Source organism: Rhizobium sp. T1470 (assembly GCF_042140505.1).
Classification (GTDB): Bacteria; Pseudomonadota; Alphaproteobacteria; order Rhizobiales; family Rhizobiaceae; genus Rhizobium; species Rhizobium favelukesii.
This window is the reverse complement of record NZ_CP148093.1, coordinates 281,052-305,215: the sequence shown is the minus strand read 5'-3', so window position 1 is coordinate 305,215 and position 24,164 is coordinate 281,052. Positions and strand designations below refer to the sequence as shown.

Here is a 24,164-nt window from a genome sequence, read left to right as displayed (position 1 = left end):
TGTTCCACACCGAACGGCGGATAGCATCGGTCGCGGTATCCGGCTCTATTCGGTCGTGGAGGTCTTGGAGAAGTTGAACGGGAGCAGGTCGCCGATGTCGGCATTCTCTTCGCGCTGTGGCAACTCGGTGAGTACGTGGCGCAGCCAGATCAGAGGGTCGACGCCACAGGCGCGGCATGTCAGCATCAGACTGTAAATCACAGCACTGGCCTTGGCTCCGTCAGCAGTGTCGCTGAACAGCCACGATTTTCTTCCGGTCGCAAAAACCCTGATGTCGCGTTCCAGGATGTTGTTATCGATCGGCATCCTGCCGTCGCTGGTGTAGCGCGTCAGATAATCCCATTGGTTCAGGGTGTAGGACACAGCATCGCCGAGCTTGGTATCCGGCACGACCTTCGGCGCGATGTTATCGAGCCACGTCTTGAGGGCGTTCAGGACAGGCAAACTGTGCTGTTGCCGGAAGCGGCGAATGCAGGCGGCCTGCGTTTCACCGGCGTCGGGCTTTATCTCTCGCGCCTGCCTCTCGATCCGGTAGAGCTGCTCGAAGAACCTGAGCGCTTGCTCCGGCGGGCCGCCGCCATTCTTTCTTGCCTTGAGGGCTTCGACGAAGCGCCGCCTGGAGTGAGCCATGCATCCGACATGGGTTGCGCCATGCAATGTGCGCCAGGCTGTGTAGCCATCGCTCACCAATATGCCGCGGTAGTCACCAAGGAAGGTCTGCGGGTGGATCTGGCCGCGCCCGGGCTGATAATCGAGCAGTACGATTGGCTGGTCACTGTCCTCGCCGCTGCGATAGGCCCACATGTACGATGTGCTGGTGGCCTCCTTGTCCTTTTCCTTGAGGACTTGAACCGTCGTCTCATCGCCATGAATGAGAGGCTGCGATCGCAACCGCAGTTTCAGCGCATCATAGATGCGGTGCAGATGCTTCTCGCTTGAGCCGATGACCCAGTGAGCGAGAGCGCCGCGGCTGATCGGAACACCAGCACGCTCGAATGTCTGAGCCACGCGGTAAAGCGGTGTGCCGTCGACGTATTTGTGGACGAGCGCGAAGGCTAACGTCGAGGCGGTAGCGATGCTGCCCGGCAGGGGCTGCGTCGGCATCGGTGCGATCACGACGGGTGTGTTGATCCCGGTGCGGTCGCAATGGCGGCAAGCGTACTTGAACCGCACATTCTGTAGGACCTTTGCCTTGACCTCGATATGGAGCTGCTCGGTAACAGCCTCGCCCATGCGATGCATCTGACCCTGGCAGCAGGGACAAGACTTCTGATCGTCGGGGAGGTCATATTCGACGCGCTCGCGTGGCAGGTCTTCTGGCAGAGGTCTGCGTCCACGCTTCTTTCCCGTTTGACCTTCTACCGCTGGCAGGCCGGTGTCCGGAAGCTCGACAACATCGCCTGCTTCGCTGCCATCCTCGACCGCAGCCTCTTCGGCCTCGTTGAAGAGACGATCAATGTGCTTTTCACTGCGGGGGGCAAAGCGATGGAGTTTTGCCAGTGCAAGCTCTTCTTCCAGCTTGACGACCCGCTGCGAGAGCGCTTCCTTCTCGGCTTTGAGCGCAGCGATTTCGGCAGCATTGGCTGCCAATTGCGCCATCAGTTCTGCAATGCTCGGTTCGCCGGTGCGAGTCATCAGATTCTTGAATCTGAACCGCCCAGCCGCGTCAACTGCTCAATTCGACATCCGTCAGCCGGCAATCTGATATTGCCGCACCGGATGGCGCACCATTGCGTCGATATCGATGCCATCGAGGATCCAGTGAAGCTGTTCTGTCGTCAGCATGACCACCGGCACCTCGCAACGGGGCCATCTGAACCTGTCCTCGGTCAACCGCTTCAGGACCATCACAAAACCGGAACGATCAAAAAACAGCAGCTTCATTCGGTCACGCCGGCGATTGCAGAAGGCAAAAACCGCAGGCGCAAACGGATCCAGCGCCATCGTCTCCTGGACCAGGACCGCCAGGCTGTTGATGCCCGCGCGGAAGTCGATCGGTTCGCGATGCAGGTAAACCTTGAGATCACCGCCCAGTCTGAACATGACCCAGCGCTCCTATGATTGCTTCCAGCACTTCCACACCGGCGCACTCGACGGTCAGGCTGACCCCGTTCGGCAGGAGTGCGCTCACCTTGGATGCGGGAAGGCACTGGCTCAATGGCTTGGTCTTCTTCAGATCGCCAGCAGAACCCGAGTGCATATCCGGAGCAATCTGAACCGGAACGAACGCCGAGGCCAAAGGCAATTGACGCTCCGCTCTGGACTTCTTCATCCACTTCCGGACGAGATTCGCATTGACGCCGTGCTCCAGCGCCAGCCGCGAGACCGAAACGCCGGGTTCTAAGCACGCCGCGACAAGCTGATCTCTCGACGCAGGGTCATATCGACGGCGGCCGTCGCGACCAACAAGCCGTACCTGCAGTTTAGGAGCATCTTCATCCATGATTTGGTGTCCACCTATTTTTTGGTGGACGCTTCATGCCTCACAGCACTCCGCTACAGAAGGCGCACAGAAATTAGCGCTTACGATTCTCTCGTCCCCTGTCGCTCGGTGCAAGAAGCCGAAGGGAGTTGTCACATTATCGAGCGGAGAACGAACGACCGCGCGGCTGCCTAAGATCAGGCAATGGCACCCGTCACTATTTTCCAATGCGCCATGGCGCGGACACGATGAATGTGAGTGGCGAGAGCAGAGCGGCTGCGATGCTGTGCGACGAAGAGATTTCGGATGGCGGAGAAGGTCGTTATGAAACGTTGCAGACCTCCAGCTGATCGGAAACCCTGCATCTGGTGCTCCCGTTTTCGCAGTGGCAGATGAGAATTCTCCGCTCGATTGTTGAGACCCTTATGAGACCGGTGTTCGACCGTTGGCATGAGGTCACGTTTGGCCGCACTATAGGAGCGGAGTTTGTCGGTGATGATCCGCTTGGGTGGCATGCCTTGCTTCTTCAGCAGCCTGCGCAGCAATCGCCTTGCAGCCCTGGTGTCGCGCCGGCTTTGAACGATTTCATCGAGAACGTAGCCGTCTTGATCGACGGCACGCCAAAGCCAGTGCTTTCGGCCGGCGATGGAAACCACAACCTCATCGAGGTGCCAGACGTCCTGGCGCGAAGGCTGCCTGCGACGGAGTTGCTTTGCGTAAGCCGGCCTATAGCGCGACGATCAGGATGAGACGCGAGCGACAATCTGGATGAGATTCTTATGTCGCGGTTGGAGCGAAGTTATCATGTTGATTGTCGCTGGCAAGAGTTTCATCGTGTTCTGATTGCCGCTCCGCGACAAGCTGGGAAGAGCTTTTGATTGTCGCGAATGAGGCGGGTCTGCCGCGCTGGCGTTTGGCTTCCATGGCCGAACGCCGCCGGTAGCTTTCGACATTCATCTCGAAGATTGTTGCGTGATGGACAAGTCGGTCCACCGCGGCAAGCGTCATGGCCGGGTCTGGAAAGACGCGGTTCCATTCTCCGAAGGGCTGATTGGCGGTGATCATGATGGAACGCCGCTCATATCTTGCGGAGATGAGTTCGAAGAGCACGCTCGTTTCGGCCTGGTCCTTGGTGACGTAGGCCAGGTCGTCGAGGATGAGAAGATCGAACTTGTCGAGCTTTGCGATGGCGGCTTCGAGCTGAAGCTCCCTCCGCGCGACCTGAAGCTTCTGGACGAGATCGGTCGTGCGGGTGAAGAGCACGCGCCAGCCGTTCTCGATTAGCGCGAGGCCGACGGCTGCGGCGAGATGGCTCTTTCCGCCGCCGGGCGGACCGAACATCAGGATATTGGCGCCTTTGGCGAGCCAGCTATCGCCGGCTGCAATCGCCATGACCTGGGCCTTGGAGACCATGGGAACAGCGTCGAAGGCGAAGCTGTCGAGCGTCTTTCCGGGTGGCAGGTGGGCCTCGGCGAGGTGTCTTTCGATCCTGCGATGGGCGCGTTCGGCCAATTCATGCTCGGCGATGGCCGAGAGGAAACGGGCAGCAGGCCATCCTTCCCGATCGGCCTGCTCGGCAAATTGGTGCCAGAACGTCTTGATCGTCGGCAGCCTCAGTTCGTTGAGCATGATGCCGAGGCGGGCTTCATCGACTGTGTGGATGTTGCTCTTCATGCGACCTCTCCCGCATAGGCCGTGCCGATCAGGGCTTCATAACCATTGAGCGACGCGAGTTGCACATGAACGATCGGCAACTGATCCGGGTCCGGGCTGAAGACCGCTCTCAAAGCCGCCAGATCAGGCAGTTTGTGGGCGTCGAGCGTTTTGGCAAGCTCCTCGGCCAGTTCACGCTCGCAACTGCGATCGTGAGCCAAGGCAAGCAGTTCCACGGTGATCTTGCAAGCCTGCCGCTCGGGCAGTTGCTCGATGAGCGCGTCGAAAGTCCTGCGATATTCCGGCCTGGGGAAGAGCTTGTCGCGATAGACGAGCCCCAAAAGCGCCATCGGCTTTTTGCGCAGGGAATGAATGACGTGATGATAGTTGACGACTTGATCGTGCTTGCCACTCGCGTGGGCGCGGCCTCGGGGTAATGTCAGCAGATGCGTGCCGCCGATGAAGACGTCGAGGCGATCGTCGAACAGACGCACCCGCAGCCGGTGGCCAATCAGACGGGAAGGCACGGTGTAGAAGACCTTGCGCAAGGCGAAGCCGCCGGTGCTCGATACGGTGACGATGACCTCTTCGAAGTCGGTGGTGCGACGATCGGGAAGAGCTTGCAGATGCGTGCGCTCGGCATCGATGCGCTTGCCATGTGCGGCATTGCGGCGGCTGACGATCTCATCGATGAAGGCGCGATAGGATCCGAGGTCGCCAAAGTCCCTGGTTCCGCGCATCAGCAGAGCATCGCGGATCGCATTCTTGAGATGGCCGTGGGAACTTTCGATCGAGCCGTTCTCGTGCGCGACGCCCTTGTTGTTGCGCGTCGGCGTCATGCGATAATGGGCGCACAGTTCGTCGTAGCGATGCGTCAGATCGACCTTGGCGTCGGCATCGAGGTTGCGGAAGGCGGCCGATAAGCTGTCGCTGCGATGATAGAGCGGCGAACCGCCAACCGACCACAGGGCGTTCTGCAGCCCCTCGGCCAGAGCGACGAAGCTCTCTCCACCCAGGATGACATGGGCATGCTCGAAGCCCGACCAGACCAGCCGGAAGTGATAAAGCAGATGATCGAGCGATTGGCCGGCGATCGTCACGCCGAGGCTGCCCATGTCGGTAAAATCCGACAGTCCTAACCGACCGGGTTCGTGCATCTGACGGAAGATCACTTCCTGCTCCTGACCGTGAACAGCCCGCCATGATCGGATACGACGCTCAATCGTACGGCGAACACCTTCTGACAGCTCTGGATGACGCCGCAGCATCTCGTTGTAAACGGCGACCGCTCGGATGCCGGGCGCGGCCTTGAGGAGCGGAACAACCTCGGCGTCGAAGATGTGCTCAAGGGGATCGGGGCGACGCCGGTCGCGCGGCGGCTTGGTCTGCGATGGAAGACGCGCATCCTTCTCGATGCGGTAAGCCGTCGCCCGGCTGATCGACGCCTTGGCGGCAGCGACCTCAATGGGGTTGTTTTGTCGGTACTTCATAAAAAGCCTCGTCTGATGATCGGTTACATGGCGACCCGGCACAAAGGTGATTCTCCATTCTCAGAAAATCACCGACGCTACCGGGCCAACCGCGATCATGAGACGCCGAAAAATTGCGCCGCGGCGGGGGTGTAACTCCAGTCGGGCTACGCCCTCCCTTCGTCACACCCCCGCCGCCGAGTCTCATCCTGATTGACGCTGAGTCTCACCTTGTTTGTCGCCGCGCACCGGCCCGAATTTCCGTCCCCATCGCCGGATCGTTTCATACGAGACGATGATCCCGCGCTCCAGCAGTAGCTCCTCGACCAGCCGCAGGCTCAAAGGAAATCTGAAATACAGCCAGACCGCATGGGCGATGATCTGTTGCGGGAATCGGTGACGCTTGTAGCTGATGGATGACTTCTTCATCCCACCAGTTCTATGCCCTACCCACTGACATCTGGTTTATGTGACAACGCCGTCGCGAGCCTTGATCTGCGCAATCTCAAAAGCCGCACCTGCTATCAACAGGTCCTGCATAGCTTCCAGGATATTGTTGAACGGCATGGGATGCTCGATCAACAAGCGCTGCAGGCTTGGCTACGAGAATTAGCGTCTCGCTGGGCGACATCCACGCTCCTGCATCGCGCCCGCATCATCGACCGGTTCCTCGACCACCTCCTGGCAACCGGTGCGATCGATCACAACCCTGTCGAAGCTCTGCGTGAGGCATGTCATATAAAGCAGAGCATGCCGATCTGGCGCGCGTTGATATCGTCTGATCCAGAGCAGGCTCTTGCCAGACTGCGCCAGCCCAAACCGTTCGGCAGCGTGCTGGGCGAGGTTATGGCTGAGCATATCGCCATGATGCGTCGCAGGGGATACAAATATACCTCGCAACGGCGTTGTCACATAAACCAGATGTCAGTGGGTAGGGCATAGAACTGGTGGGATGAAGAAGTCATCCATCAGCTACAAGCGTCACCGATTCCCGCAACAGATCATCGCCCATGCGGTCTGGCTGTATTTCAGATTTCCTTTGAGCCTGCGGCTGGTCGAGGAGCTACTGCTGGAGCGCGGGATCATCGTCTCGTATGAAACGATCCGGCGATGGGGACGGAAATTCGGGCCGGCTTACGCAAAGCAACTCCGTCGCAGGCAGCCTTCGCGCCAGGACGTCTGGCACCTCGATGAGGTTGTGGTTTCCATCGCCGGCCGAAAGCACTGGCTTTGGCGTGCCGTCGATCAAGACGGCTACGTTCTCGATGAAATCGTTCAAAGCCGGCGCGACACCAGGGCTGCAAGGCGATTGCTGCGCAGGCTGCTGAAGAAGCAAGGCATGCCACCCAAGCGGATCATCACCGACAAACTCCGCTCCTATAGTGCGGCCAAACGTGACCTCATGCCAACGGTCGAACACCGGTCTCATAAGGGTCTCAACAATCGAGCGGAGAATTCTCATCTGCCACTGCGAAAACGGGAGCACCAGATGCAGGGTTTCCGATCAGCTGGAGGTCTGCAACGTTTCATAACGACCTTCTCCGCCATCCGAAATCTCTTCGTCGCACAGCATCGCAGCCGCTCTGCTCTCGCCACTCACATTCATCGTGTCCGCGCCATGGCGCATTGGAAAATAGTGACGGGTGCCATTGCCTGATCTTAGGCAGCCGCGCGGTCGTTCGTTCTCCGCTCGATAATGTGACAACTCCGTCTTTCCAGTTCCGGTTCCAGGTATGCCTTCACCACCCCTTGCGCAATCCGGTCTGAGACCGTGGGAATGCCCAACGGCCTTGTACCACCTTGCCGCTTTTTGATCGCGACCCGTTTGACTGGCGGCGGAAAGTAGCTGCCAGATGACAATCGGTTCCAGAGCTTGAACAGGTTGTTCTTCACATCCCGCTCAAGATCCTCGATCGACTGATCATCGACCCCGGCTGCACCCCGGTTCGCCTTTACCCGTTGATAAGCCTCCCAAACAGCCCGTTTAGGAATATCGAACGGCTTTGCTTTACCCAAAGGCTCCTCCCGCATGACGGTTGACCTTTCGATAAAGCTGGACAGTGTTGCGCCTTCGCTCCAACGCCATTACAGCACCTTCTTCACTACTACACGCAACTCCGTCCCTGTGCCCCGCATCGGTACTCGGATCCTCATGGTGCTTCCACTTGGATGTCTCCCTTCGCATCGGGGCGACAGGTTCCCACGTTCCACACAAGAGCCTGAAGCAAGGTCACGCCGCCTTCATGCCGGACGCCATCTGGGCAGTAGACAGGTATCTCCCAGACTTCTCCCGGGTTAACGAAGCCCACCCGGTTTTGACGCCATCTATGCACTTTTCGACACGTCGTCAGCGGTTCGCTCACGCTCGTCTCCTTGCATCTTACCTGACCGGATCAAGTCCGGCCTTTTCCTCAACGCTCACCACCATCGCTCTTTACGACAGCAGCTTGAGGTGGTTTGAAACCCGCTCCTGCAAGCCGGCTTCGAGGGGCCAGCCCTCATCTCCTGTGCAGCATGGCTGCTTGGGAAGTGCCTAAATCATAGCTCCTCCTTCGCGCCTTCGTGGCGCACCCTCATCGAGGTGCCAGACGTCCTGGCGCGAAGGCTGCCTGCGACGGAGTTGCTTTGCGAAAGCCGGCCCGAATTTCCGTCCCCATCGCCGGATCGTTTCATACGAGACGATGATCCCGCGCTCCAGCAGTAGCTCCTCGACCAGCCGCAGGCTCAAAGGAAATCTGAAATACAGCCAGACCGCATGGGCGATGATCTGTTGCGGGAATCGGTGACGCTTGTAGCTGATGGATGACTTCTTCATCCCACCAGTTCTATGCCCTACCCACTGACATCTGGTTTATGTGACAACGCCCTGGATCGCGCTGATCGTCTTATGCAAGACCGACTTCTTCGGGCTCCACCCCCGCGGCAGCCGGGCAAAAGCCCGGAACGAGGCGGAGTCTTCCAAATGGAAGGCCAGTTCCTGGTAACTGAGCTGGCGGTATTGTTTGAGCAGCGCGCAACGCAGTACAGTCTCCGCCGGCAGGCCCTCCCGGCCGGTTTCCTCGAAACCCTGCCGAGGTAGGTCCCGAATTACCAGCCTCAAAAGATCGCGATGTTCGTCCAGCCACTGCGACATCGTTTTCAGTTCGCGACCGATCTCGTGTTCGGCGAAAAGATCGAATATGCTGGCTTGGACCGTGCGTTCTTGGCGCATTGTCGGCTCCGGCGGTTACGGGTTTGTCTTTAGAATCAGATCGCTTGATCTAAAGTGTACCTGAAACCGCCGGGCTTCGCCCGCGGAAATATCGCGATTCATTCAATAATTTCAGAAGTTTACCGTTTATGGACGGGCACTAGTCTAGAACGACCTCTGAACCAGAGACCGATGTTCAGGGGGTTCAGATGAGCGTTCGCCAGGTATCGCAACGTGTTCGCCGGCCGGAGCCGCGACGGCACAGACGGCAATCCACCGCCTGGGCGCCGCGACCCACCCACGTTCGGACGCATGGGTAGAGAGGCAGTCTAGTGGATCGAAACGGGTGCCAGCGCCCTCGAAAGGCTGGCCTCGCCGCGGCCGTAAACCGCCGGGTTGTAGTTGACGAGCGTGTCGGTCCTGGCTGTATCCAGCAGCTGATTAGTAATCTGTATCGGTGTTGCGGATGTGAACTTGCTGCCAAGGATGGCGGCATAGCCTGCAACCACAGGTGCCGCGAAAGACGTGCCGCGTTGGCCGATCTTGTCACGCTCGACACCCACGGTCAGGAAGTGGTTCTGCACCTCAGGGTTTGAGCCGGCATAATTCGAGTATGGTTCCCGCCGTGCCTTGTTCTCGGGAGTGCCATTGTGCTCCAGCGCACCCACAAAGATTGCCGATGGCGCCCCGATCAGCCCGATGGTTAGCGCATCGAAATCCCCTTCGTGCGGCTGACCTACCTCGCTGCTGTGGTTGTCGGCACTCTTTGTGACGATGGCAGTCCCCGCCCAGGCGGCATCGACGATCGCCTGCTCGCGCGGATGCTGGCTCAGTGGCTCCCACATGCCGTAGCTCGCATTGATGACATTCAGGCCGTCCTGCAGCACGATCGAAGACTCCTCGAGATAATCATACTTGAATATGTTTGCGCCAGGGGCGGCCATGCCGGCAATTTCAGCGACCCAATCCCCATGTCGCTGCCTCTGCGTACCGCGACCGAGATCTGCATCAAATGGCTGTCCCGTGAAGTCATCTGAGACATTTATCGATACGCCGGAACCGATAAAGCCTGATGCCCATGCTTGACCAATATCCGGGCTCATCCAGCAAAATGTGCCGTCGGCATTTTGTGGACAGCCCGAGCTACTGCTTTCCGCGGCTGGAGAACCGGTCGTTCCTTTGCCGCTGACAGCGGCACCAAGATCGCCCGCGAAACCGGGTGCCGACAACAGGCACGCTACAAGACCGGCAACGAAACCTACCGGGAACCATTGCGTTTTGTGCATAATAAATCTCCTGTCTGATTGTTCTTCATCGACGAAATGTACCGCCTTGCCTTTCACCATCGCTAGAATTCACCCGTGAACCGAAGATCGATTTTCAATCGGCTTGGCTCGAGGTTTATCATGTATTTCAACGTGTCCGAGGGCCGCAATTGCGACGCGGCCAGCCGGCAATTCACCCTCTGCTCACCGCCGATGGCACCATAGTCAGCTGTGCAAGGTCGTTCCGTCAGGTTCCCGCCGAAAATTGAACTGACGGTGAGAGAAAGCGTCGTGGATGCTGTCGGTCGCTTTTGCAAAATAAAGCCGAGTTTCACACTCGGCTCGATTCCGACCTTTTCGGCACGCTGACCGGTGCTCGCGCCCCACAGGATACCGAAATCGTCCGACAGCTGCGTCAACATTTCAAATCGCATGTCGATCCAATTGCTAAGGTACCACTTGTCAAAAGACACCAGGGTGCCATCCGACAGCTCGTATCCGCCTTGTCCCAGATGATCGGCGGCGGCGGTTAGCTCCGAACCCTGGTAAATGCCGACAAGGCTGGTCTCCTGTCCTTTCGCAGTCATCGCGCTGACGAAGAATGCCATCACGAACAGGACGAAACCCACCGTCGTCTCAATGGGCATCTGCAACGCCCATCGTTTGAGCTGCCAAGCCCTTGCCGCAGACGCATGGCCGCCAGCGCACAACGTGTTCAATCGCAACCAGTCGCCCCCGTCCTTCAATTTTGCCGAGCCATCTCTTCACTCTGTCCGGCAGCCCTCTCATCGGACCGCCGCAAACTTCATGCCAATCTAGAGGACGGCGCCAAGGAAAGGGTTGTACATTTGTTTCAGTCGTTTAGCCAAAAACGTGCAAGACTCCCGTCATACAACGCCGTGTTATAAACCCGCCAAAGCCGACACAATGTCGGATGTCGTACGCTGAGCGTGAACACACCTTTCCTTGGACACGAAACGCTCCCTTCGCGCCGGCGAACGATTGGTCGACTCGTACTGCCATCCGCAGCGGCAAGAGAGATGTCCGCGCCAAGGTTCACACGGAGCTTCAAAGGGAACATCAGGAAGAATGTTATGAAGGTGATGATGCCGCGTGTCTCAAATAGGCAGGTGCTTGGCACAATTGGTCATGACCCAGCCGTACCGGCAAAGCTCGACCAGTTGGTTGCGAGTTGCTGGCGCTGGTGGCCGAGATGCAGGCCGGACGAGAGCAACAGCGCAGCAAGGGCGGGCCGCGCCGCACCGTCCAGACGGACCATATGTTCGGCATTCGCGATGGCAGTCAGAGCAATGGCTATCAAGGGCGCGGCACGAAGCCTGGCCGGAAGATGGATTTTACCAAGGATCCGGTGGTCATCGCCAAACGTCAGCAAGCCCTTGCGCAGCTGAGAGCGGCGGAGTGATCGGGGTGTCAGGGCTAAAGTCTATCTTGCAGATGGAGCCAACCGCCGCCGACCGGGCTGCGCAACCCTGACCACCTCCACCCGGCCGGCGGCTTGCGTCTTCGTACTTTTGAATTGCCATACTTACCGGCTGATCGGCCACTGACATGCCGAACCTGCGATGACTTGCGCCCCCCTTGGCAATCAGTTGCTACCATTTTTACTGCAGGACGAATGCCACCCACAACAAATGGTCGGCGGCGAAAGGGTGAGTACAAGGAGAAGCGACGGGATGCTGGACATTGGCGGTACTGGAAGAATGAAGTTTGCGACCGCGCTCCTGGCAATGTCCCTGCTTCTGATACCCACGGCAGAGGCTCAAGAGCAGCCGGTCTCGCATCACGGACTGTCGCTCGTCGACGAGCTCAAATACGCGCCGGGCTTTGCCCATTTCGACTATGTCAATCCCGCGGCTCCGAAGGGCGGAGATCTCAGACTGTCGCAGACCAGCACCTTCGACACTTTCAATCCCCTCTTGGTGAAGGGCGAGCCGGCCGTCGGTCTGGCGCTCGTTTTCGACACGCTCATGAAACCGGCGGAGGACGAGATCTCGACGGCTTACGGACTTCTGGCGGAAAGCGGCGTTGGTGCATGGATCGGGACTTGAGCGGATCTGGATCTGTGATGGGGCTATCTATGTGGTCGGTCGATTGCGGCGGATGGACTTAGGGCGTGCGCATGCAAGCATACGATTGAGGGCGGCGCAGCCGATGGCCACTTCCGTCTGCTGAGCGTGAAACGACCGAGCCCGCAGACGCCGCCCGATGATGGACTTGTATCGGCCGATGGCAGTCTCGACCAGCGAGCGCTTGCCGTAGCCGGTGGAGAGCTGCCATTTCATTCGCCCGTCTCTGCTGATTGCAGCGATATGCTGATCCCTTTGTCCGGGAGATTGATCGCCGGCTGGTTCGATCGCGTTGGCGCGCGGGGGAATGACGATGACGGCAGCCGCACTGTGGTCGGTGACCGCGTCGTAGGTGGGCTTCCCGTCATAGGCGCCGTCGGCTGTGAACTGCCCGATCCGACCATCGATCTGGTTGAGCAACGGCTCCGCCTGCGATGCGTCGCCCGCGTCCTGGTCCGTCATCGTATGTGCAATGATCTCGCTGCTATCGGCATCCAGTGCCACATGCAGCTTTCGCCAACCACGGCGGGATCTGGCGCCATGCTTCTCCTCCAACCATTGGCCCGCGCCGTAGACCTGCAGTCCAGTGCTGTCGACAAGAATATGCACTGGCCCGTCCGGTCGACCCTGGAGGTCATGCGCCTTGTTGGGCGATTGCCATGTTCGCGCCCGACGGCTCAGGGTGGTATGATCGGGGACAGCGAGCGCCAAGCCCATCAAGGGCAGCACCGATCCTAATAATCCTTCGACCTGACGCAGCCGCAAGCCGAACACCAGGCCCAGCGTCAAGGCGGTCTCGATGGCTAAATCGGAATAACGAGGCTGGCCACCACGCGTCGTTCGGCGTGGAGCAAGCCACATGGCAAGCGCCTCCGGTGTCAGCCACAGGGTCAAGCTGCCACGTCGCCGTAACCCCGCCTCATATTCCGGCCAGTTCGTCACCTTGAATTTCATCCTGCCGATGCGATGGCGGCGGGCGGCGTTATGTTTGAAAGGCATCAAGGTCACAGATCGGTTAGTGAGGTTGCCGATCGCCTACACCACGACCGCTAAACGATCCGTGCACCAACGCGCATTATCGGAGGTGTTGTCGGAGGTTGAAAACGCCTGAATCTTTCTGTAGAATTCTAGAAAATATGGACGTCTTCTAGATTGAAAGGTAGCTCTTATGAGCCTCAGCATCAAGGATCCAGAAGCCCATCGTCTGGCGCAGGCGATTTCCCACGCGACGGGGGAAAGCATGACCCGCGTCGTCACCAATGCACTGCGCGAGCGCCTTGCCAAGATCGAACGCCAAAAGGGCCGCGCCAGCGTTGAGGAACTGCTGGCGATCGCCGACCGTGCCGCAACGCACGTGAAACACCCTTATGACGATCATGCCGACTTTCTTTATGACGAGAACGGCATTCCCAAGTGATTGTCGACACCTCCGCGCTGGTCGCCATCCTTTACCGCGAGCCCGAAGCGGCAAGCTTTGTCAACTATATCCACGACGCCGAAACCACTCGGATCAGCGTCGCCAACTATGTCGAGTTGTCCATGGTGGTGGAAAGCCAGCTCGGACCTGACGGTATGCGCCAGGCCGAAGCCTTCTTCCGGCGGGCCGGCATCATCGTTGAGCCGGTCACACTTGAACATGGCGAACTGGCGCGTCAGGCTTTTCTCGACTTCGGCAAGGGGCGGCACAAGGCCGGTCTTAATTTTGGCGATTGCTTCGCCTACGCCCTCGCCAAAGCTTCTGGCGAACCGTTACTGTTCAAGGGCAATGACTTCTCTCAAACTGATGTCCTGACGGTCTGAACATGACCATGCTTCGCGACCTGCCGATCATGATCCCCACAACGTTCCGGCGTCTGTTGAGCCCCCTCTCCTGCCTGCACATCTGCAGGATCTCACCGAGCGCGCCCCGCACCTATGTCAAAGCGGCGAGTTCCGCCAATACCCGCCGCGTTTGTGCCGGCTTGGCGCTCGCTGTCCCCGATCATACCACCCTGAGCCGTCGGGCGCGAACATGGCAATCGCCCAACAAGGCGCATGACCTCCAGGGTCGACCGGACGGGCCAGTGCATATTCTTGTCGACAGCACTGGACTGCAGGTCTACGGCGCGGGCCAATGGTTGGAGGAGAAGCATGGCGCCAGATCCCGCCGTGGTTGGCGAAAGCTGCATGTGGCACTGGATGCCGATAGCAGCGAGATCATTGCACATACGATGACGGACCAGGACGCGGGCGACGCATCGCAGGCGGAGCCGTTGCTCAACCAGATCGATGGTCGGATCGGGCAGTTCACAGCCGACGGCGCCTATGACGGGAAGCCCACCTACGACGCGGTCACCGACCACAGTGCGGCTGCCGTCATCGTCATTCCCCCGCGCGCCAACGCGATCGAACCAGCCGGCGATCAATCTCCCGGACAAAGGGATCAGCATATCGCTGCAATCAGCAGAGACGGGCGAATGAAATGGCAGCTCTCCACCGGCTACGGCAAGCGCTCGCTGGTCGAGACTGCCATCGGCCGATACAAGTCCATCATCGGGCGGCGTCTGCGGGCTCGGTCGTTTCACGCTCAGCAGACGGAAGTGGCCATCGGCTGCGCCGCCCTCAATCGTATGCTTGCATGCGCACGCCCTAAGTCCATCCGCCGCAATCGACCGACCACATAGATAGCCCCATCACAGATCCAGATCCGCTCAAGTCCCATGCACCAACGCCGAAAAATGGAAAGACAATGAATGGGCGATTGCGCAGATCTGTGGCCGAGATGACCGGCTGTCGGTAGAGCAAGTCCGCGCCATTCGGGAACTAGCAAGAACCTACTCAGCCGAAGCAATTGCCGAGCGCATCGGCGCTCGAAATAAAGGCCAGGTTCTACGCGTCATAGAAGGAAACACTTATAGCCGCATAATCTGAACGAGGTTGGGGTTTCTCAAAGACTTAGCGTCCTTGACCTGAGACCCATCTTCCCTCCAGTTTTCAGGAGAGTCTTGGGTTCAATTGGCCTCATGCGGCCAGTATTCTCATTGCAAATTCACTGGGTGTGATATTGCCAAGTGAAGAGTGTGGTCTGTTTCGATTGTACAACACGACGACAGAACACCCACGGGACCGAGGTTCGCGAGCTTTTGTATCCGTGGCATCCCTGGTCCGGGCGGCTCGTTCACGTCCATGAGGCGCTGTCCAAAGGGACGCATATTTTCCGCTGCAGCCTTTCTGGTTCTTCTTCTGATCGACTTCTTGAAGTCCCAGCATGGATGTTCGACCGCTCCGTGAGTGGTTTTTGGCGCAGCCTGCCGGTTCCGCACGTCGATCTCGCGACCCTGCATACTTTGGCGAAGTTACTGGAAGCCGCCGATGCCTCATCGCAATCTGCGATAATGGGCGCAGCATTGGTCTCTCACGAAACGAGTCGGAGAGATGTCCATGCCTCGCCAGTCCATGACATCCCAGTTCGATCTGTTTTCGGCCCCGCAGGGGATGACGGCAGGGATGCCGCGATGGCCGGAGTTGCCGGAGGAGACCCGCCAGGCGTTGACGGTTCTCATCGTGCGACTGTTTGTAGATCACGCAAATTGCGAGCGCGCCTCTCAGCAGAAGGAGGCCGGTCATGAAGCATGAGAAGATCGGGCCGCACCATCTGGAGCGGAAGGCTATTCTCTATGTTCGGCAGTCCTCGGCTCACCAGGTTCTGCACAATCGCGAAAGCAGCGCCCTCCAGTACGCCATGCGCGACCGGCTGGCAGCGCTTGGATGGTCACATATAGAGACGGTGGATGACGACCTTGGTCGCTCGGCCGCCGGCGGCGTGACCCGTGCTGGATTTGACCGAATGGTGGCGGATGTCTGCCTTGGAAAGGTCGGCGCCGTAGCCGCACGTGAGGTGTCGCGCTTCGCCAGGAACAGTCGGGACTGGCAACAACTCATCGAGATGTGCCGTGTTGTCGATACCGTCCTGGTCGACCAGGAAGCGGTTTATGCGCCCCGCCAGGGCAACGACCGCCTGCTCTTGGGTTTGAAGGGCAGCCTCAACGAGTATGAACTCGATCTCTTGCGTCAGCGTTCCCTTTCCGCCCGCTATGAGAAGGCTCGCCGCGGTGAACTCGTCGTCACTGTTCCGGTCGGCTTCGTAAAGGCCGGTGACAGGATCGAGAAGGATCCCGACCGACGCATCCAGGAAGCCATTGCACTCGTCTTCGACAAGGTTGCCGAACTCGGCAGTGCGCGGCAGGCTCTGCTATGGTTCCTCGAGCAGGGGCTGGACCTGCCAGTCAGGTACACCAATGGTGCCGTCATCTGGCGCAGGCCAAATTATGCCACCATCCACCGGATGATTGCGAACCCGATCTACGGCGGAGCGTACGCTTATGGTAAGAGTCGCTCCGTGCCCCGATACGATGGCCGATCTGGAATTCGTCGCAAGACGCGTGATGAATGGTTGGCGCTGATCCCGGATGCACACGAAGGTTACGTCAGTTGGGAACGGGCGGAGGAGATCCGCAAGATGGTCAGCGACAACATGCCGGCCAGCCGCCATCACGGAGCGCCAAAACATGGTGACGCTCTGCTTGCCGGCCTTTTCCGTTGCAAGAGGTGCGGTCGGAAGCTGACGGTCCGGTACACCGGAAGCAAGCATAACATTCCGCGCTATTCCTGCTGGCGTGGTCTACTCGATAATGGCGAGCCCCGCTGCATTGCTTTCGGCGGTCTGCGGGTCGATGACGCGATCGAAGAGGCACTGCTCGGCGTGGTCGAACCAGGAGCCATTGCCGCCGCCATCGAGGCGGAACGCAATATGGCCAGCCAACGCGACCAGGTTCAGGATGCCCTGCTGCGCGACCTCGAGGCAGCGCGCTATGGAGCCGACCGGGCATTCCGGCAATATGACGCGGCCGATCCGGAGAATAGGCTGGTGACGTCGGAGCTCGAAGCACGCTGGAACAAGGCGCTCGCTCGCGTCGGCGAGATCGAGGCCAAGATTGCCAAACATCGGACAATTACGCCGCAACCGCTCCCCATGTCCGCATCCCAGGTAGCCGCACTTGCGGGGAACCTCCGCGCCGTCTGGACGGCGCCGACAACCGATGCAAGGCTGAAGAAGCGCATCGTGCGCACGCTCATCAATGAAGTGGTCGCCGATCTCGATGATGGAACCTCTGAGATCGTCCTCGTCATTCACTGGGTGGGTGGCGTCCACACCGAGCTGCGTCTGCCGAAGCGGCGCCGAGGGCAAAGAAACGCGACGCCTGACGACATTGTCGACGCTGTGCGACAGCTCGTCCTTATTGCCAATGACGACGTGATTGCCGGTATCCTCAATCGCAATGGACTGACGACCGGCAATGGCAATCGCTGGACACGGGAGCGGGTCACTGCGCTGAGGTCATATCGCAAGATCCCGGTCTTCCGTCCCCAGATCGACGGGGTCGAGCCGTGGCTCAATCTGGGCGGTGCGGCGAAGTTGCTCGGGATAACGCCAAAGACGCTGCGTCTGGCGGCCGAGGCCGGCGAGATCAAGGGGGTTCATCCGCTGCCCGATGGCCCATGGATCTTCAGCCGTTCAAAACTCGCAACACCGGAAGCACGTCAGATCCTCGATCGCGCCCGGCAGAACCCTCGACACCCCACAGGATCGCCGCCAAATCAGGAAAACTTATTCCCTTCAATAACATAGAAAGATGGGCGTTATGAAACAGGATTGTAGTGCTCCTTCCATGCTGTGATTTCGATCCTCGCCTGCGTCAGCGACGAGAACAGTGTTTCGTTGAGGCATTCGTCGCGGAAGCTGCCGTTGAAGCTTTCGACCAGTTATCCAATCCGTTCGGCTTATCGAACGCGCCCTGCGTTCACGCCGAAAGAGGTTGTCGGCGTATGTGAGCCAGGCATCGAGACTGACGCGAACTAATGCTTAAGGGGAACGGCGCTGTCTTAGGGCAACGCCTCTCCTTCCGCCGGCTGCTCACCGAACTCTGCGACCCCTTCGCGATACAGCTCTATATAGCGGCGGCCGAGGGCCGAGAACTCTTCTTCATTCTGCGTGATCCCAAGCGAATGACGCAGGTGCAGCACGACCGTCATAGCAGCGAGCGCGATGAGGCTGATTGTCTCGAACATCTCTTCATCCTCGGCTGGGGGGCAAGCTCAAGGCGTATCCTATCGAATGTTTCCTGCGGATGCCGGCACAGCGAGGTCCACGTCACATGCTCCGCGTCGGCGGAAATCTGCCGATAGGCCCTGTCGGCTCGAAGCTGGGATTTTGGCCAAGTTGAAGAACGTTTCATGAACGTCAGGGTTTGGCCTGTGCTTTGAGCAGCATGGCCACATTGTCGGCGGTGAACTTGAAGCCGCGATGATCGGGAATACGCTGACGGAGATGGGATATTTAGGTCTTCGTGGATCAATGCCGGTGATCCGGAAACGCTCACCGCCAGCGATAAACTCGCGTTCGAACTTCCAGACCGAACTGTTCGACCAGCAGGGCGAACATCTCTTTATCCAGATTGAGAGGCTTGCCGTCTGGCTGCGCAGTCTGGCGCGGGAATGCTGATGCGGAATGCTGGTTCGAACGAAAAGCCAGGCTCCTGGCCGCGCCACCCGGCGCTTTCGATAACCAGTCCGTGATCTGCGGCGATCTTACTGCAAGCCTCAAGCATGCGGGCCTGGATTTGCTCGCAGGTGGCGGATGTCAAGCGGGTGATGCGGTTGGCCTTGCTCATTCGGAAGTACCTTTACGCACCTGATAGACCGTGCCGCGCGATATGCCGAGATCGCGGGCGATCTTGCTGGGGCCCTGGCCCTGTTGCAGCCGAAGCAGGATTTCTGCGCGGTCAATCTTCGGTGGGCGGCCTTTGTAGATGCCACGTTTCCTGGCAGCGGCGATACCCTCAACCTGCCGCTCGCGCCGCAGGTTAGTTTCGAATTCCGCGAAGACGCCGAGCATGTCGAAGAACGCCTTCCCGGCAGCTGTGGAGGTATCGACGGGCTGCTCAGTGGCTACCAGATGCGCGCCCTTGGCCTTGAGGCGGTCGACTACCACCTGAAGATCTCGCAACGATCTGGCCAGCCGGTCGATGCGGGTGATGACAAGGGTTTCGCCGGCATGGATGAAGTCAAGAATGGTCATCAGCTGCGGCCGGCCTTCGAGCGAGGCACCACTTTTCTGCTCCTCGCGGATGACCTCGCAGCCGGCGTTCCTGAGCGCCGCGATTTGCGCGGCGAGGTTCTGGTGTGTTGTGGATGTACGGGCATATCCGATACGAGCCATGTCCTAACCATGCTAACTGTTCAATTTGGGTGTGCCATCGTGGCGATTTGTTCAATGTATCGTTTTTGACCCAAAATAAACAGGAAACCACGACCGCGACCTGTTCATTGATAGTGTTCACGACGGTATACTCAAAATATTCACCACAGAGATCCGCCACCTGCGTCCAGTGTGGTCACAACGATATCTTCCACGAGCGGGATGTCCTGTAGAGGATGCTTGTGCATAAGCGCGAAGGCAGCGGCCGCCAGTGCTTTTGACAGCCGCTCCTTCTTAGCCGATTTGAGAATGATCGCGGTTTGCAGAAATCGCCTTGCCCAGATGTCTCGCCGGCCTTCGAGAAAGGCCCAGATCCTTTTTTCAACAGTCCGCACCGACCGAGATCCTTGGATGATGCCGCGTGTTTCTCCTGTGTCTTCAAACCAGCTGTCGGTGAACGGGACGAGCGCATCCAGTGCGGGCTCATTGCGGAGCATCCGATCCAGTTGTGCCGCTGTCGCATTCTGGATTTCCTTTTGCGGATCGACGTGATCCAGCAAAGCCTGCAGATCCCTTTCCTGGGGCCGCAATTGGCTCAAGCTGCAAGCCTCCATGCCGTCAATGAAACCTGGCGCTGGTGGATGGCCGTTTTCTATCCCATCCGCCAGAGCCGCCTCCAGCAGAAGCTCGGCAGTCATTCGATCTATTCGGACGCTGTTTGCTTCCTGGCGGGCATAGGAGATGATGTTGGTTGCTTCGCGCTTTGAGCGGCAGCGAATGACAAAGGCATCTTTGATGCCGTACCCGGTTTTTAGCAGGATCATCGCGACAAATGTCTGGGCTTGCAGTCTTCCGACAATCGTTAGGCCTTGCGCCCCAACACCGTCAGCGGTGGTCGCCATGATGTCGCTGACTATCGGCTCCGTCCTGTTGTTATGGGGATCTGCGGCGAGACCTTGTCGCAGAGCCAGCTTGCCAATGTCATCGATAACTGCCCGGGCGGAGCTCGCTGGCAACCAGCCGCGAATGATCGGCAGATAGGATAAAGTTTCAGGCTCCAGCTTCCCGCGCATGAGCCTTTCTCGTAGGCCGGCGGCCACGGCCTCTCGCGTCAATGATGCGCCGGACACCAGCCAATAGAGCGCACAGCGCTCCAGAAAGGGATTGTCGAGGCTCAACAGATGATGGACAAACGCGGCCTTGGCATCCTCCGGCATTCCTGCCGACATCTCATCCAGGCCACTGAAGAACTCATACGCACCGCCGCCTTCAGCTTCAACGTCCGCCGCTAAAGCGGCAAGCGCGCCATCAAGATCCGGCATCGGGATCTCGTCGGCGGGATTTTCGCCAACCGGGTCGAGCATCAGTATGTCTGGCACGGGCAGACCGGCACGCCGATACAAGCCAGCAATTTTCAAACGGTGAAGTGGCTCGCCAGTACCGGTAGCAATGCGAGCCTTGATCGCCTTCTCCGCATTTTCCAGGAAAACCTTTCCATATGGGCTGTCATTCTCGACGCCCATTCGGGCCTCATCCAGCAGCAATCCGAACAAGGTTGCCGAATCCGGATGACCTTCCATGGACTGCATAACCTCCGCAACGATGGCGTCGCAGGCCATGTCATCGGCCAGGAGATCATGCTTTGCTCTTTCGAAACAAAACTGGAACTGCGCCGACGACAGCCCATGTTGGTAGAGAACATTCAGGCATGTTTCAGCAATTCTAACCATTAGCGCCTCCAAAAATTATGCAGCCCGGCGTTCGAAATCGATCCGCCGTTCGAGGTCGAGATCGAAACGGCCATAAGGGTTGACGTGACTGTAGATCAGCGGCGTGAGACCACGATAGTCTTCCGGCGTCATCCGATCAGCCCATTTCTGCTCCACCAGGACGGTCTGCAGCATGCGGGTGTTCACATAGACCAGTGACGCCTGCAGCAGGTGCAAAGCCAGAGCGGAAATCTCCTGCTCATCGATCCGGTTCGTGGCGATCTCGCCGCCCTTGCCGAAAAACACGAAGCCATTAGCGCTGTTCCAGTTTTCGACGACATTCAGCCCTTCATGGATTTCCTGGCGGAAGGCTTCCTGTCGAAGGTAACGGCATAGAAAGATCGTCTTGACCGCGCGGCCGAGTTCGCTCAGCGCCTTGTAGGTCGGGTGCATCACTTCGGCACGGGCGAAACGACGCAGGACCGCCTCCGGGTCCGCCGTTCTCGTCTGCATGGCGGCGGTGTATTTGACCATCTCGTCATATTGCTGCTCGATTTCGTCCCAGTTGATTGCGCCAGAAAGGATCGGCAAGAGATTCGGCAGCCTTGCGCGCATTCCCGCCTCCGGGATCGCCAGCTTCTGGCGGGCAATGGCTTTCAGGCGCGGGGCGAGCTCAAAGCCGAGCAGCCGACAAAACGCGAAGCCGACCGCGCTCTGACCGTGGCTGTCGACATATTGGTGCTGGATTTCCATATCGGTGCAATGACGCAGCACACCTTCGATCATGGAGGCGACCTCCGAGGAAGAGCACCGCTTGAGCTGGGAATAAACGCAAGTTGCGCGTTTCTCGACATGCCAATAGATCATGACACCACGCCCGCCGTAACGGGCATGCCATTCCGTCATGAGATTGCGATCCCACGCGCCGAACTTCGTGGAATCGGACGCGCATGCCGTGCCGGCGTCTCCCCAAACGGCGGCATTGCGGATGGCCAGGGTCGCGTTTGCAACCCGTGCGCATGCCTCCCTCAGCGCCGGCGCATGGATGAAGCGGCGGTGAACATGCAGCAGCTCGTCGTAGCTGACATCAGGTGTCGCGCCGGCGACCCGCTTGAGCCCGGCATTCGTGCCGAGACCATAAAGGCACAACAGAAGCCGCCGATCCAGCGCCTCGCGCGACAGGGCTACTCTCGACGCCGATGTTTCGAAGGCCTCCAGCAGACCGGTATCGAGTGCGGCTTCTTTCAACACGTCGAGCAATCCTGTCATCGGCCAGCGCTGACCGATCTCGCCCTTGATCGCTTCAAGTCCCTTCGGCTCCGGTAGAGGCTTGAACGGTGTGATCGATATGCGTGTTTCGCCGCGCCACAGCAGCCGGACCTTGTCGTTTCGTGGGATCGTTTCGTTCAGAAGTAGCAATTCATACTCAAGCTCCTGACGGATGCCAGCCGTGAACGCTCGCGCGTCCGGGGTCAGGTTCAGGCCTGTGTAATAGGCGTCACGGCGGATTTCGAAGTCTTTGGGTAGATCGTCATCCGGGTTCCGGTAGCGGTCCGCGCCGACAACCCAGATCTCCTTGGAACGGATGCGGTCACGCAACTGGGTGAGGACGCAAAGCTCGTAGCTGATCCGGTTCACACGGCCATCGTCATCGATGACGGAACTGCGCCACCTGGCAGGAATAACCTCGTCAATCGGCACATCCTCCATCGGCACAAAACGGCAGCCATCATCCACCTTGCTCCTGATCCAATCCAGCGCCACTAGTACCGGACGCCACACGGTGTTGTTCGACCGGAATTCCAGAACCGAAAGCAGGCTGGGCAGCATACGCCGGTAATGATTGGCCCAGGATGAGCGCATCACCTTATATATGCGCCGGTCGAGAGCCCCTTTTGCCTGGCTCTCCTTGACGATCGCCTCCAGCTTGTCCTTGCCGACGATCGGGAAAATGACATCGCAGACGCGCCCTGCGGGCTCGTCGATCGAAGCGCTGGCAATCTCGACCAGCAACCGTTCCTTGCCATAGACCCGCTCGATATCCTTGGCGATATCGCCGACCACCTTGCGTTTCGAACGCGTCCCGATCTTGTGGACCGTCTCGATCAGCAGGTCGACCATGGCGTCCGTGAGTTGCGCTTCCCGCGACAAGAGATAAATCGCATAGAGGCCGATTTGTCTGGCCGGCGCGTGCCGCCGCATCTCCCAGGCCTTTTCGCCGGCGACACGGCGGACAATCTGTTCCACCCATGCCTTGCCGGTCGTCGACAAGATATCCCGTGGCAGATCAAGCTTCTGAATGAAGGCAAGTTTCGCCGTCATGCTGAGGATGTTGTCGAGCGACGCCTGGCCAACATCACCCCTCATCGTGTTGAAGCCGGTCTGGCCGTCTGCCTCGGCAATAGAAGCATCCAGCAATGCGAGCGTGCTTGATGAAAGGCGAGCGCTCACCCCGGTCAACCAGTCATCGAGATAGTGTTGCCGTTGCGAACGCACCAGGCGTTCCAGTTCCTTGTGCGACGGGCCGTATATACTACGGTCCCGGCACCAAAGAAAAACCTGCTCGAGCATGGCGCCAACCGATCGCCCGGTCGGACACAGTTCGCCAGCGATCCACAATGTCAGCTCTTCCCGATCGGGCCGTTTCAGGCGCCGAAAGCCGAGATACTGCAAAATCTCGGCACAATGCCGGCGCGCAGTCCGGCCGGAGAAATCATACTGGTTCACGGCGTCACATTCGACGTCAAGCTGCTCAGCCAGCCAGCAAACGCTGTCGGTCGGGATCGAGGCAGGGTCCTGTACAAAAAAGCCGTGTGCGGCGAAGAACTTAAGCTGAACCGCCAATCCCAGTCGCGCCGGGGCCGGCTTGCCGTTCACAAAATCCATGTCGGAAAAGCTCAGGCTCCAACGCCCGATAAAATCCTCATTCGAAATACTCAAACCCATCAGCCTACTCCATAATTCGGAGCAGACTGTCATTCCCCGCAAATCACTCGTCAATTAGCGAGACAATAACGTTCTTCAACTTGGCCAAAATCCCAGCTTCGAGCCGACAGGGCCAATACCGCGCTTCTTTGCAACGATCTGGTCTGACGCGCTAGATTCTTGGGAAGCATCTTATACCAGCGTGAG

At 58.8% G+C, this 24,164-nt stretch carries 19 protein-coding genes and 9 pseudogenes; 10 read left to right on the top strand and 18 right to left on the bottom strand.

The window, feature by feature from the left end; all coding sequences use genetic code 11:
* Nucleotides 1-45 precede the first annotated feature (45 nt).
* The 7 genes and pseudogenes from WGT02_RS31275 to WGT02_RS31245 form a co-directional block, all read right to left on the bottom strand.
* Nucleotides 46-1,635, bottom strand: coding sequence for an IS66 family transposase (locus WGT02_RS31275; protein WP_037069545.1), 1,590 nt, complete (start codon nt 1,633-1,635; stop codon nt 46-48).
* Nucleotides 1,636-1,689: 54 nt separating this feature from the next.
* The gene (tnpB, locus tag WGT02_RS31270; RefSeq protein ID WP_037069548.1) at nt 1,690-2,043 is read right to left on the bottom strand and encodes an IS66 family insertion sequence element accessory protein TnpB; all 354 of its coding nucleotides are present in this window, start codon (nt 2,041-2,043) and stop codon (nt 1,690-1,692) included.
* Nucleotides 2,024-2,443, bottom strand: a complete 420-nt coding sequence (locus tag WGT02_RS31265) for a transposase (RefSeq protein ID WP_037069550.1) — start codon at nt 2,441-2,443, stop codon at nt 2,024-2,026. The genes tnpB and WGT02_RS31265 overlap by 20 nt, the downstream gene beginning before the upstream one ends.
* A 176-nt stretch (nt 2,444-2,619) precedes the next feature.
* Nucleotides 2,620-3,156, bottom strand: a pseudogene (locus tag WGT02_RS31260) (IS6 family transposase); the annotation flags it as partial.
* 43 nt (nt 3,157-3,199) lie between these two features.
* Nucleotides 3,200-4,096, bottom strand: a complete 897-nt coding sequence (gene istB, locus WGT02_RS31255; protein WP_208245168.1) for an IS21-like element helper ATPase IstB — start codon at nt 4,094-4,096, stop codon at nt 3,200-3,202.
* On the bottom strand, nt 4,093-5,565 hold the full coding sequence (istA, locus tag WGT02_RS31250; RefSeq protein WP_208245170.1) for an IS21 family transposase: 1,473 nt from the start codon (nt 5,563-5,565) through the stop codon (nt 4,093-4,095). The genes istB and istA overlap by 4 nt, the downstream gene beginning before the upstream one ends.
* 228 nt (nt 5,566-5,793) lie before the next feature.
* Nucleotides 5,794-5,973, bottom strand: a pseudogene (locus WGT02_RS31245) (IS6 family transposase); the annotation flags it as partial.
* A gap of 12 nt (nt 5,974-5,985) precedes the next feature.
* On the opposite strand from WGT02_RS31245, the gene WGT02_RS31240 reads away from it, so the two are divergent.
* Both WGT02_RS31240 and WGT02_RS31235 read left to right on the top strand, forming a co-directional pair.
* The gene (locus WGT02_RS31240) at nt 5,986-6,486 is read left to right on the top strand and encodes a hypothetical protein (RefSeq protein WP_225040263.1); all 501 of its coding nucleotides are present in this window, start codon (nt 5,986-5,988) and stop codon (nt 6,484-6,486) included.
* 10 nt (nt 6,487-6,496) lie between these two features.
* Nucleotides 6,497-7,201, top strand: coding sequence for an IS6 family transposase (locus WGT02_RS31235; protein WP_208245969.1), 705 nt, complete (start codon nt 6,497-6,499; stop codon nt 7,199-7,201).
* A 56-nt stretch (nt 7,202-7,257) separates the two neighbouring features.
* On the opposite strand, the pseudogene WGT02_RS31230 reads toward WGT02_RS31235, so the two are convergent.
* The 5 genes and pseudogenes from WGT02_RS31230 to WGT02_RS31210 form a co-directional block, all read right to left on the bottom strand.
* Nucleotides 7,258-7,575, bottom strand: a pseudogene (locus WGT02_RS31230) (group II intron reverse transcriptase/maturase); the annotation flags it as partial.
* 541 nt (nt 7,576-8,116) lie between these two features.
* Nucleotides 8,117-8,359 (bottom strand): annotated as a pseudogene (locus WGT02_RS31225) (IS6 family transposase); the annotation flags it as partial.
* A gap of 51 nt (nt 8,360-8,410) precedes the next feature.
* Nucleotides 8,411-8,755: pseudogene (locus WGT02_RS31220) on the bottom strand (transposase); the annotation flags it as partial.
* A 308-nt stretch (nt 8,756-9,063) separates the two neighbouring features.
* Nucleotides 9,064-10,020 (bottom strand): S8/S53 family peptidase, encoded by a 957-nt coding sequence (locus tag WGT02_RS31215; protein WP_208246401.1) that lies wholly within the window; start codon nt 10,018-10,020, stop codon nt 9,064-9,066.
* A gap of 62 nt (nt 10,021-10,082) precedes the next feature.
* The gene (locus WGT02_RS31210) at nt 10,083-10,745 is read right to left on the bottom strand and encodes a hypothetical protein (protein WP_208245968.1); all 663 of its coding nucleotides are present in this window, start codon (nt 10,743-10,745) and stop codon (nt 10,083-10,085) included.
* Between the two features lie 443 nt (nt 10,746-11,188).
* Here WGT02_RS31210 and WGT02_RS31205 point away from each other — a divergent pair.
* Together WGT02_RS31205 and WGT02_RS31200 are read left to right on the top strand one after the other, a co-directional pair.
* Nucleotides 11,189-11,422: pseudogene (locus WGT02_RS31205) on the top strand (ISNCY family transposase); the annotation flags it as partial.
* Between the two features lie 271 nt (nt 11,423-11,693).
* Nucleotides 11,694-12,038: pseudogene (locus WGT02_RS31200) on the top strand (ABC transporter substrate-binding protein); the annotation flags it as partial.
* A 57-nt stretch (nt 12,039-12,095) separates the two neighbouring features.
* Here WGT02_RS31200 and WGT02_RS31195 read toward each other — a convergent pair.
* A complete protein-coding gene (locus WGT02_RS31195; protein ID WP_208245967.1) occupies nt 12,096-13,085 on the bottom strand; it encodes an IS5-like element ISRm33 family transposase in 990 nt (329 codons plus the stop codon).
* Nucleotides 13,086-13,254: 169 nt separating this feature from the next.
* On the opposite strand from WGT02_RS31195, the gene WGT02_RS31190 reads away from it, so the two are divergent.
* The 5 genes and pseudogenes from WGT02_RS31190 to WGT02_RS31170 all read left to right on the top strand — a co-directional run bounded on the left by WGT02_RS31190 (nt 13,255) and on the right by WGT02_RS31170 (nt 17,754).
* The gene (locus WGT02_RS31190) at nt 13,255-13,503 is read left to right on the top strand and encodes a type II toxin-antitoxin system VapB family antitoxin (protein ID WP_088199159.1); all 249 of its coding nucleotides are present in this window, start codon (nt 13,255-13,257) and stop codon (nt 13,501-13,503) included.
* The gene (locus WGT02_RS31185; RefSeq protein WP_088199160.1) at nt 13,500-13,886 is read left to right on the top strand and encodes a type II toxin-antitoxin system VapC family toxin; all 387 of its coding nucleotides are present in this window, start codon (nt 13,500-13,502) and stop codon (nt 13,884-13,886) included. The genes WGT02_RS31190 and WGT02_RS31185 overlap by 4 nt, the downstream gene beginning before the upstream one ends.
* A 158-nt stretch (nt 13,887-14,044) precedes the next feature.
* Nucleotides 14,045-14,749 (top strand): annotated as a pseudogene (locus tag WGT02_RS31180) (IS5 family transposase); the annotation flags it as partial.
* A gap of 757 nt (nt 14,750-15,506) precedes the next feature.
* Nucleotides 15,507-15,701 (top strand): hypothetical protein, encoded by a 195-nt coding sequence (locus tag WGT02_RS31175; RefSeq protein ID WP_208245966.1) that lies wholly within the window; start codon nt 15,507-15,509, stop codon nt 15,699-15,701.
* A complete protein-coding gene (locus WGT02_RS31170) occupies nt 15,691-17,754 on the top strand; it encodes a recombinase family protein (RefSeq protein WP_208245965.1) in 2,064 nt (687 codons plus the stop codon). Before WGT02_RS31175 ends, WGT02_RS31170 begins: the two co-directional genes overlap by 11 nt.
* A 23-nt stretch (nt 17,755-17,777) precedes the next feature.
* Here the strand turns inward: WGT02_RS31170 and WGT02_RS31165 are convergent.
* Both WGT02_RS31165 and WGT02_RS31160 read right to left on the bottom strand, forming a co-directional pair.
* Nucleotides 17,778-17,885, bottom strand: a pseudogene (locus WGT02_RS31165) (integrase core domain-containing protein); the annotation flags it as partial.
* Between the two features lie 123 nt (nt 17,886-18,008).
* Nucleotides 18,009-18,194 (bottom strand): hypothetical protein, encoded by a 186-nt coding sequence (locus WGT02_RS31160; RefSeq protein ID WP_208245963.1) that lies wholly within the window; start codon nt 18,192-18,194, stop codon nt 18,009-18,011.
* Between the two features lie 235 nt (nt 18,195-18,429).
* On the opposite strand from WGT02_RS31160, the gene WGT02_RS31155 reads away from it, so the two are divergent.
* Nucleotides 18,430-18,627 carry a hypothetical protein gene (locus WGT02_RS31155; RefSeq protein WP_208245961.1) on the top strand — a complete coding sequence of 66 codons (198 nt, stop codon included), beginning with the start codon at nt 18,430-18,432 and terminating at the stop codon, nt 18,625-18,627.
* Between the two features lie 165 nt (nt 18,628-18,792).
* On the opposite strand, the gene WGT02_RS31150 is transcribed toward WGT02_RS31155, so the two are convergent.
* From WGT02_RS31150 to WGT02_RS31140, 3 genes are all read right to left on the bottom strand, one after another.
* Nucleotides 18,793-19,344, bottom strand: a complete 552-nt coding sequence (locus WGT02_RS31150; protein ID WP_208245959.1) for a recombinase family protein — start codon at nt 19,342-19,344, stop codon at nt 18,793-18,795.
* 140 nt (nt 19,345-19,484) lie between these two features.
* Nucleotides 19,485-21,053 carry a hypothetical protein gene (locus tag WGT02_RS31145; protein WP_208245957.1) on the bottom strand — a complete coding sequence of 523 codons (1,569 nt, stop codon included), beginning with the start codon at nt 21,051-21,053 and terminating at the stop codon, nt 19,485-19,487.
* A gap of 15 nt (nt 21,054-21,068) precedes the next feature.
* Nucleotides 21,069-23,978 carry a Tn3 family transposase gene (locus tag WGT02_RS31140; protein ID WP_208245955.1) on the bottom strand — a complete coding sequence of 970 codons (2,910 nt, stop codon included), beginning with the start codon at nt 23,976-23,978 and terminating at the stop codon, nt 21,069-21,071.
* Nucleotides 23,979-24,164: the final 186 nt, after the last annotated feature.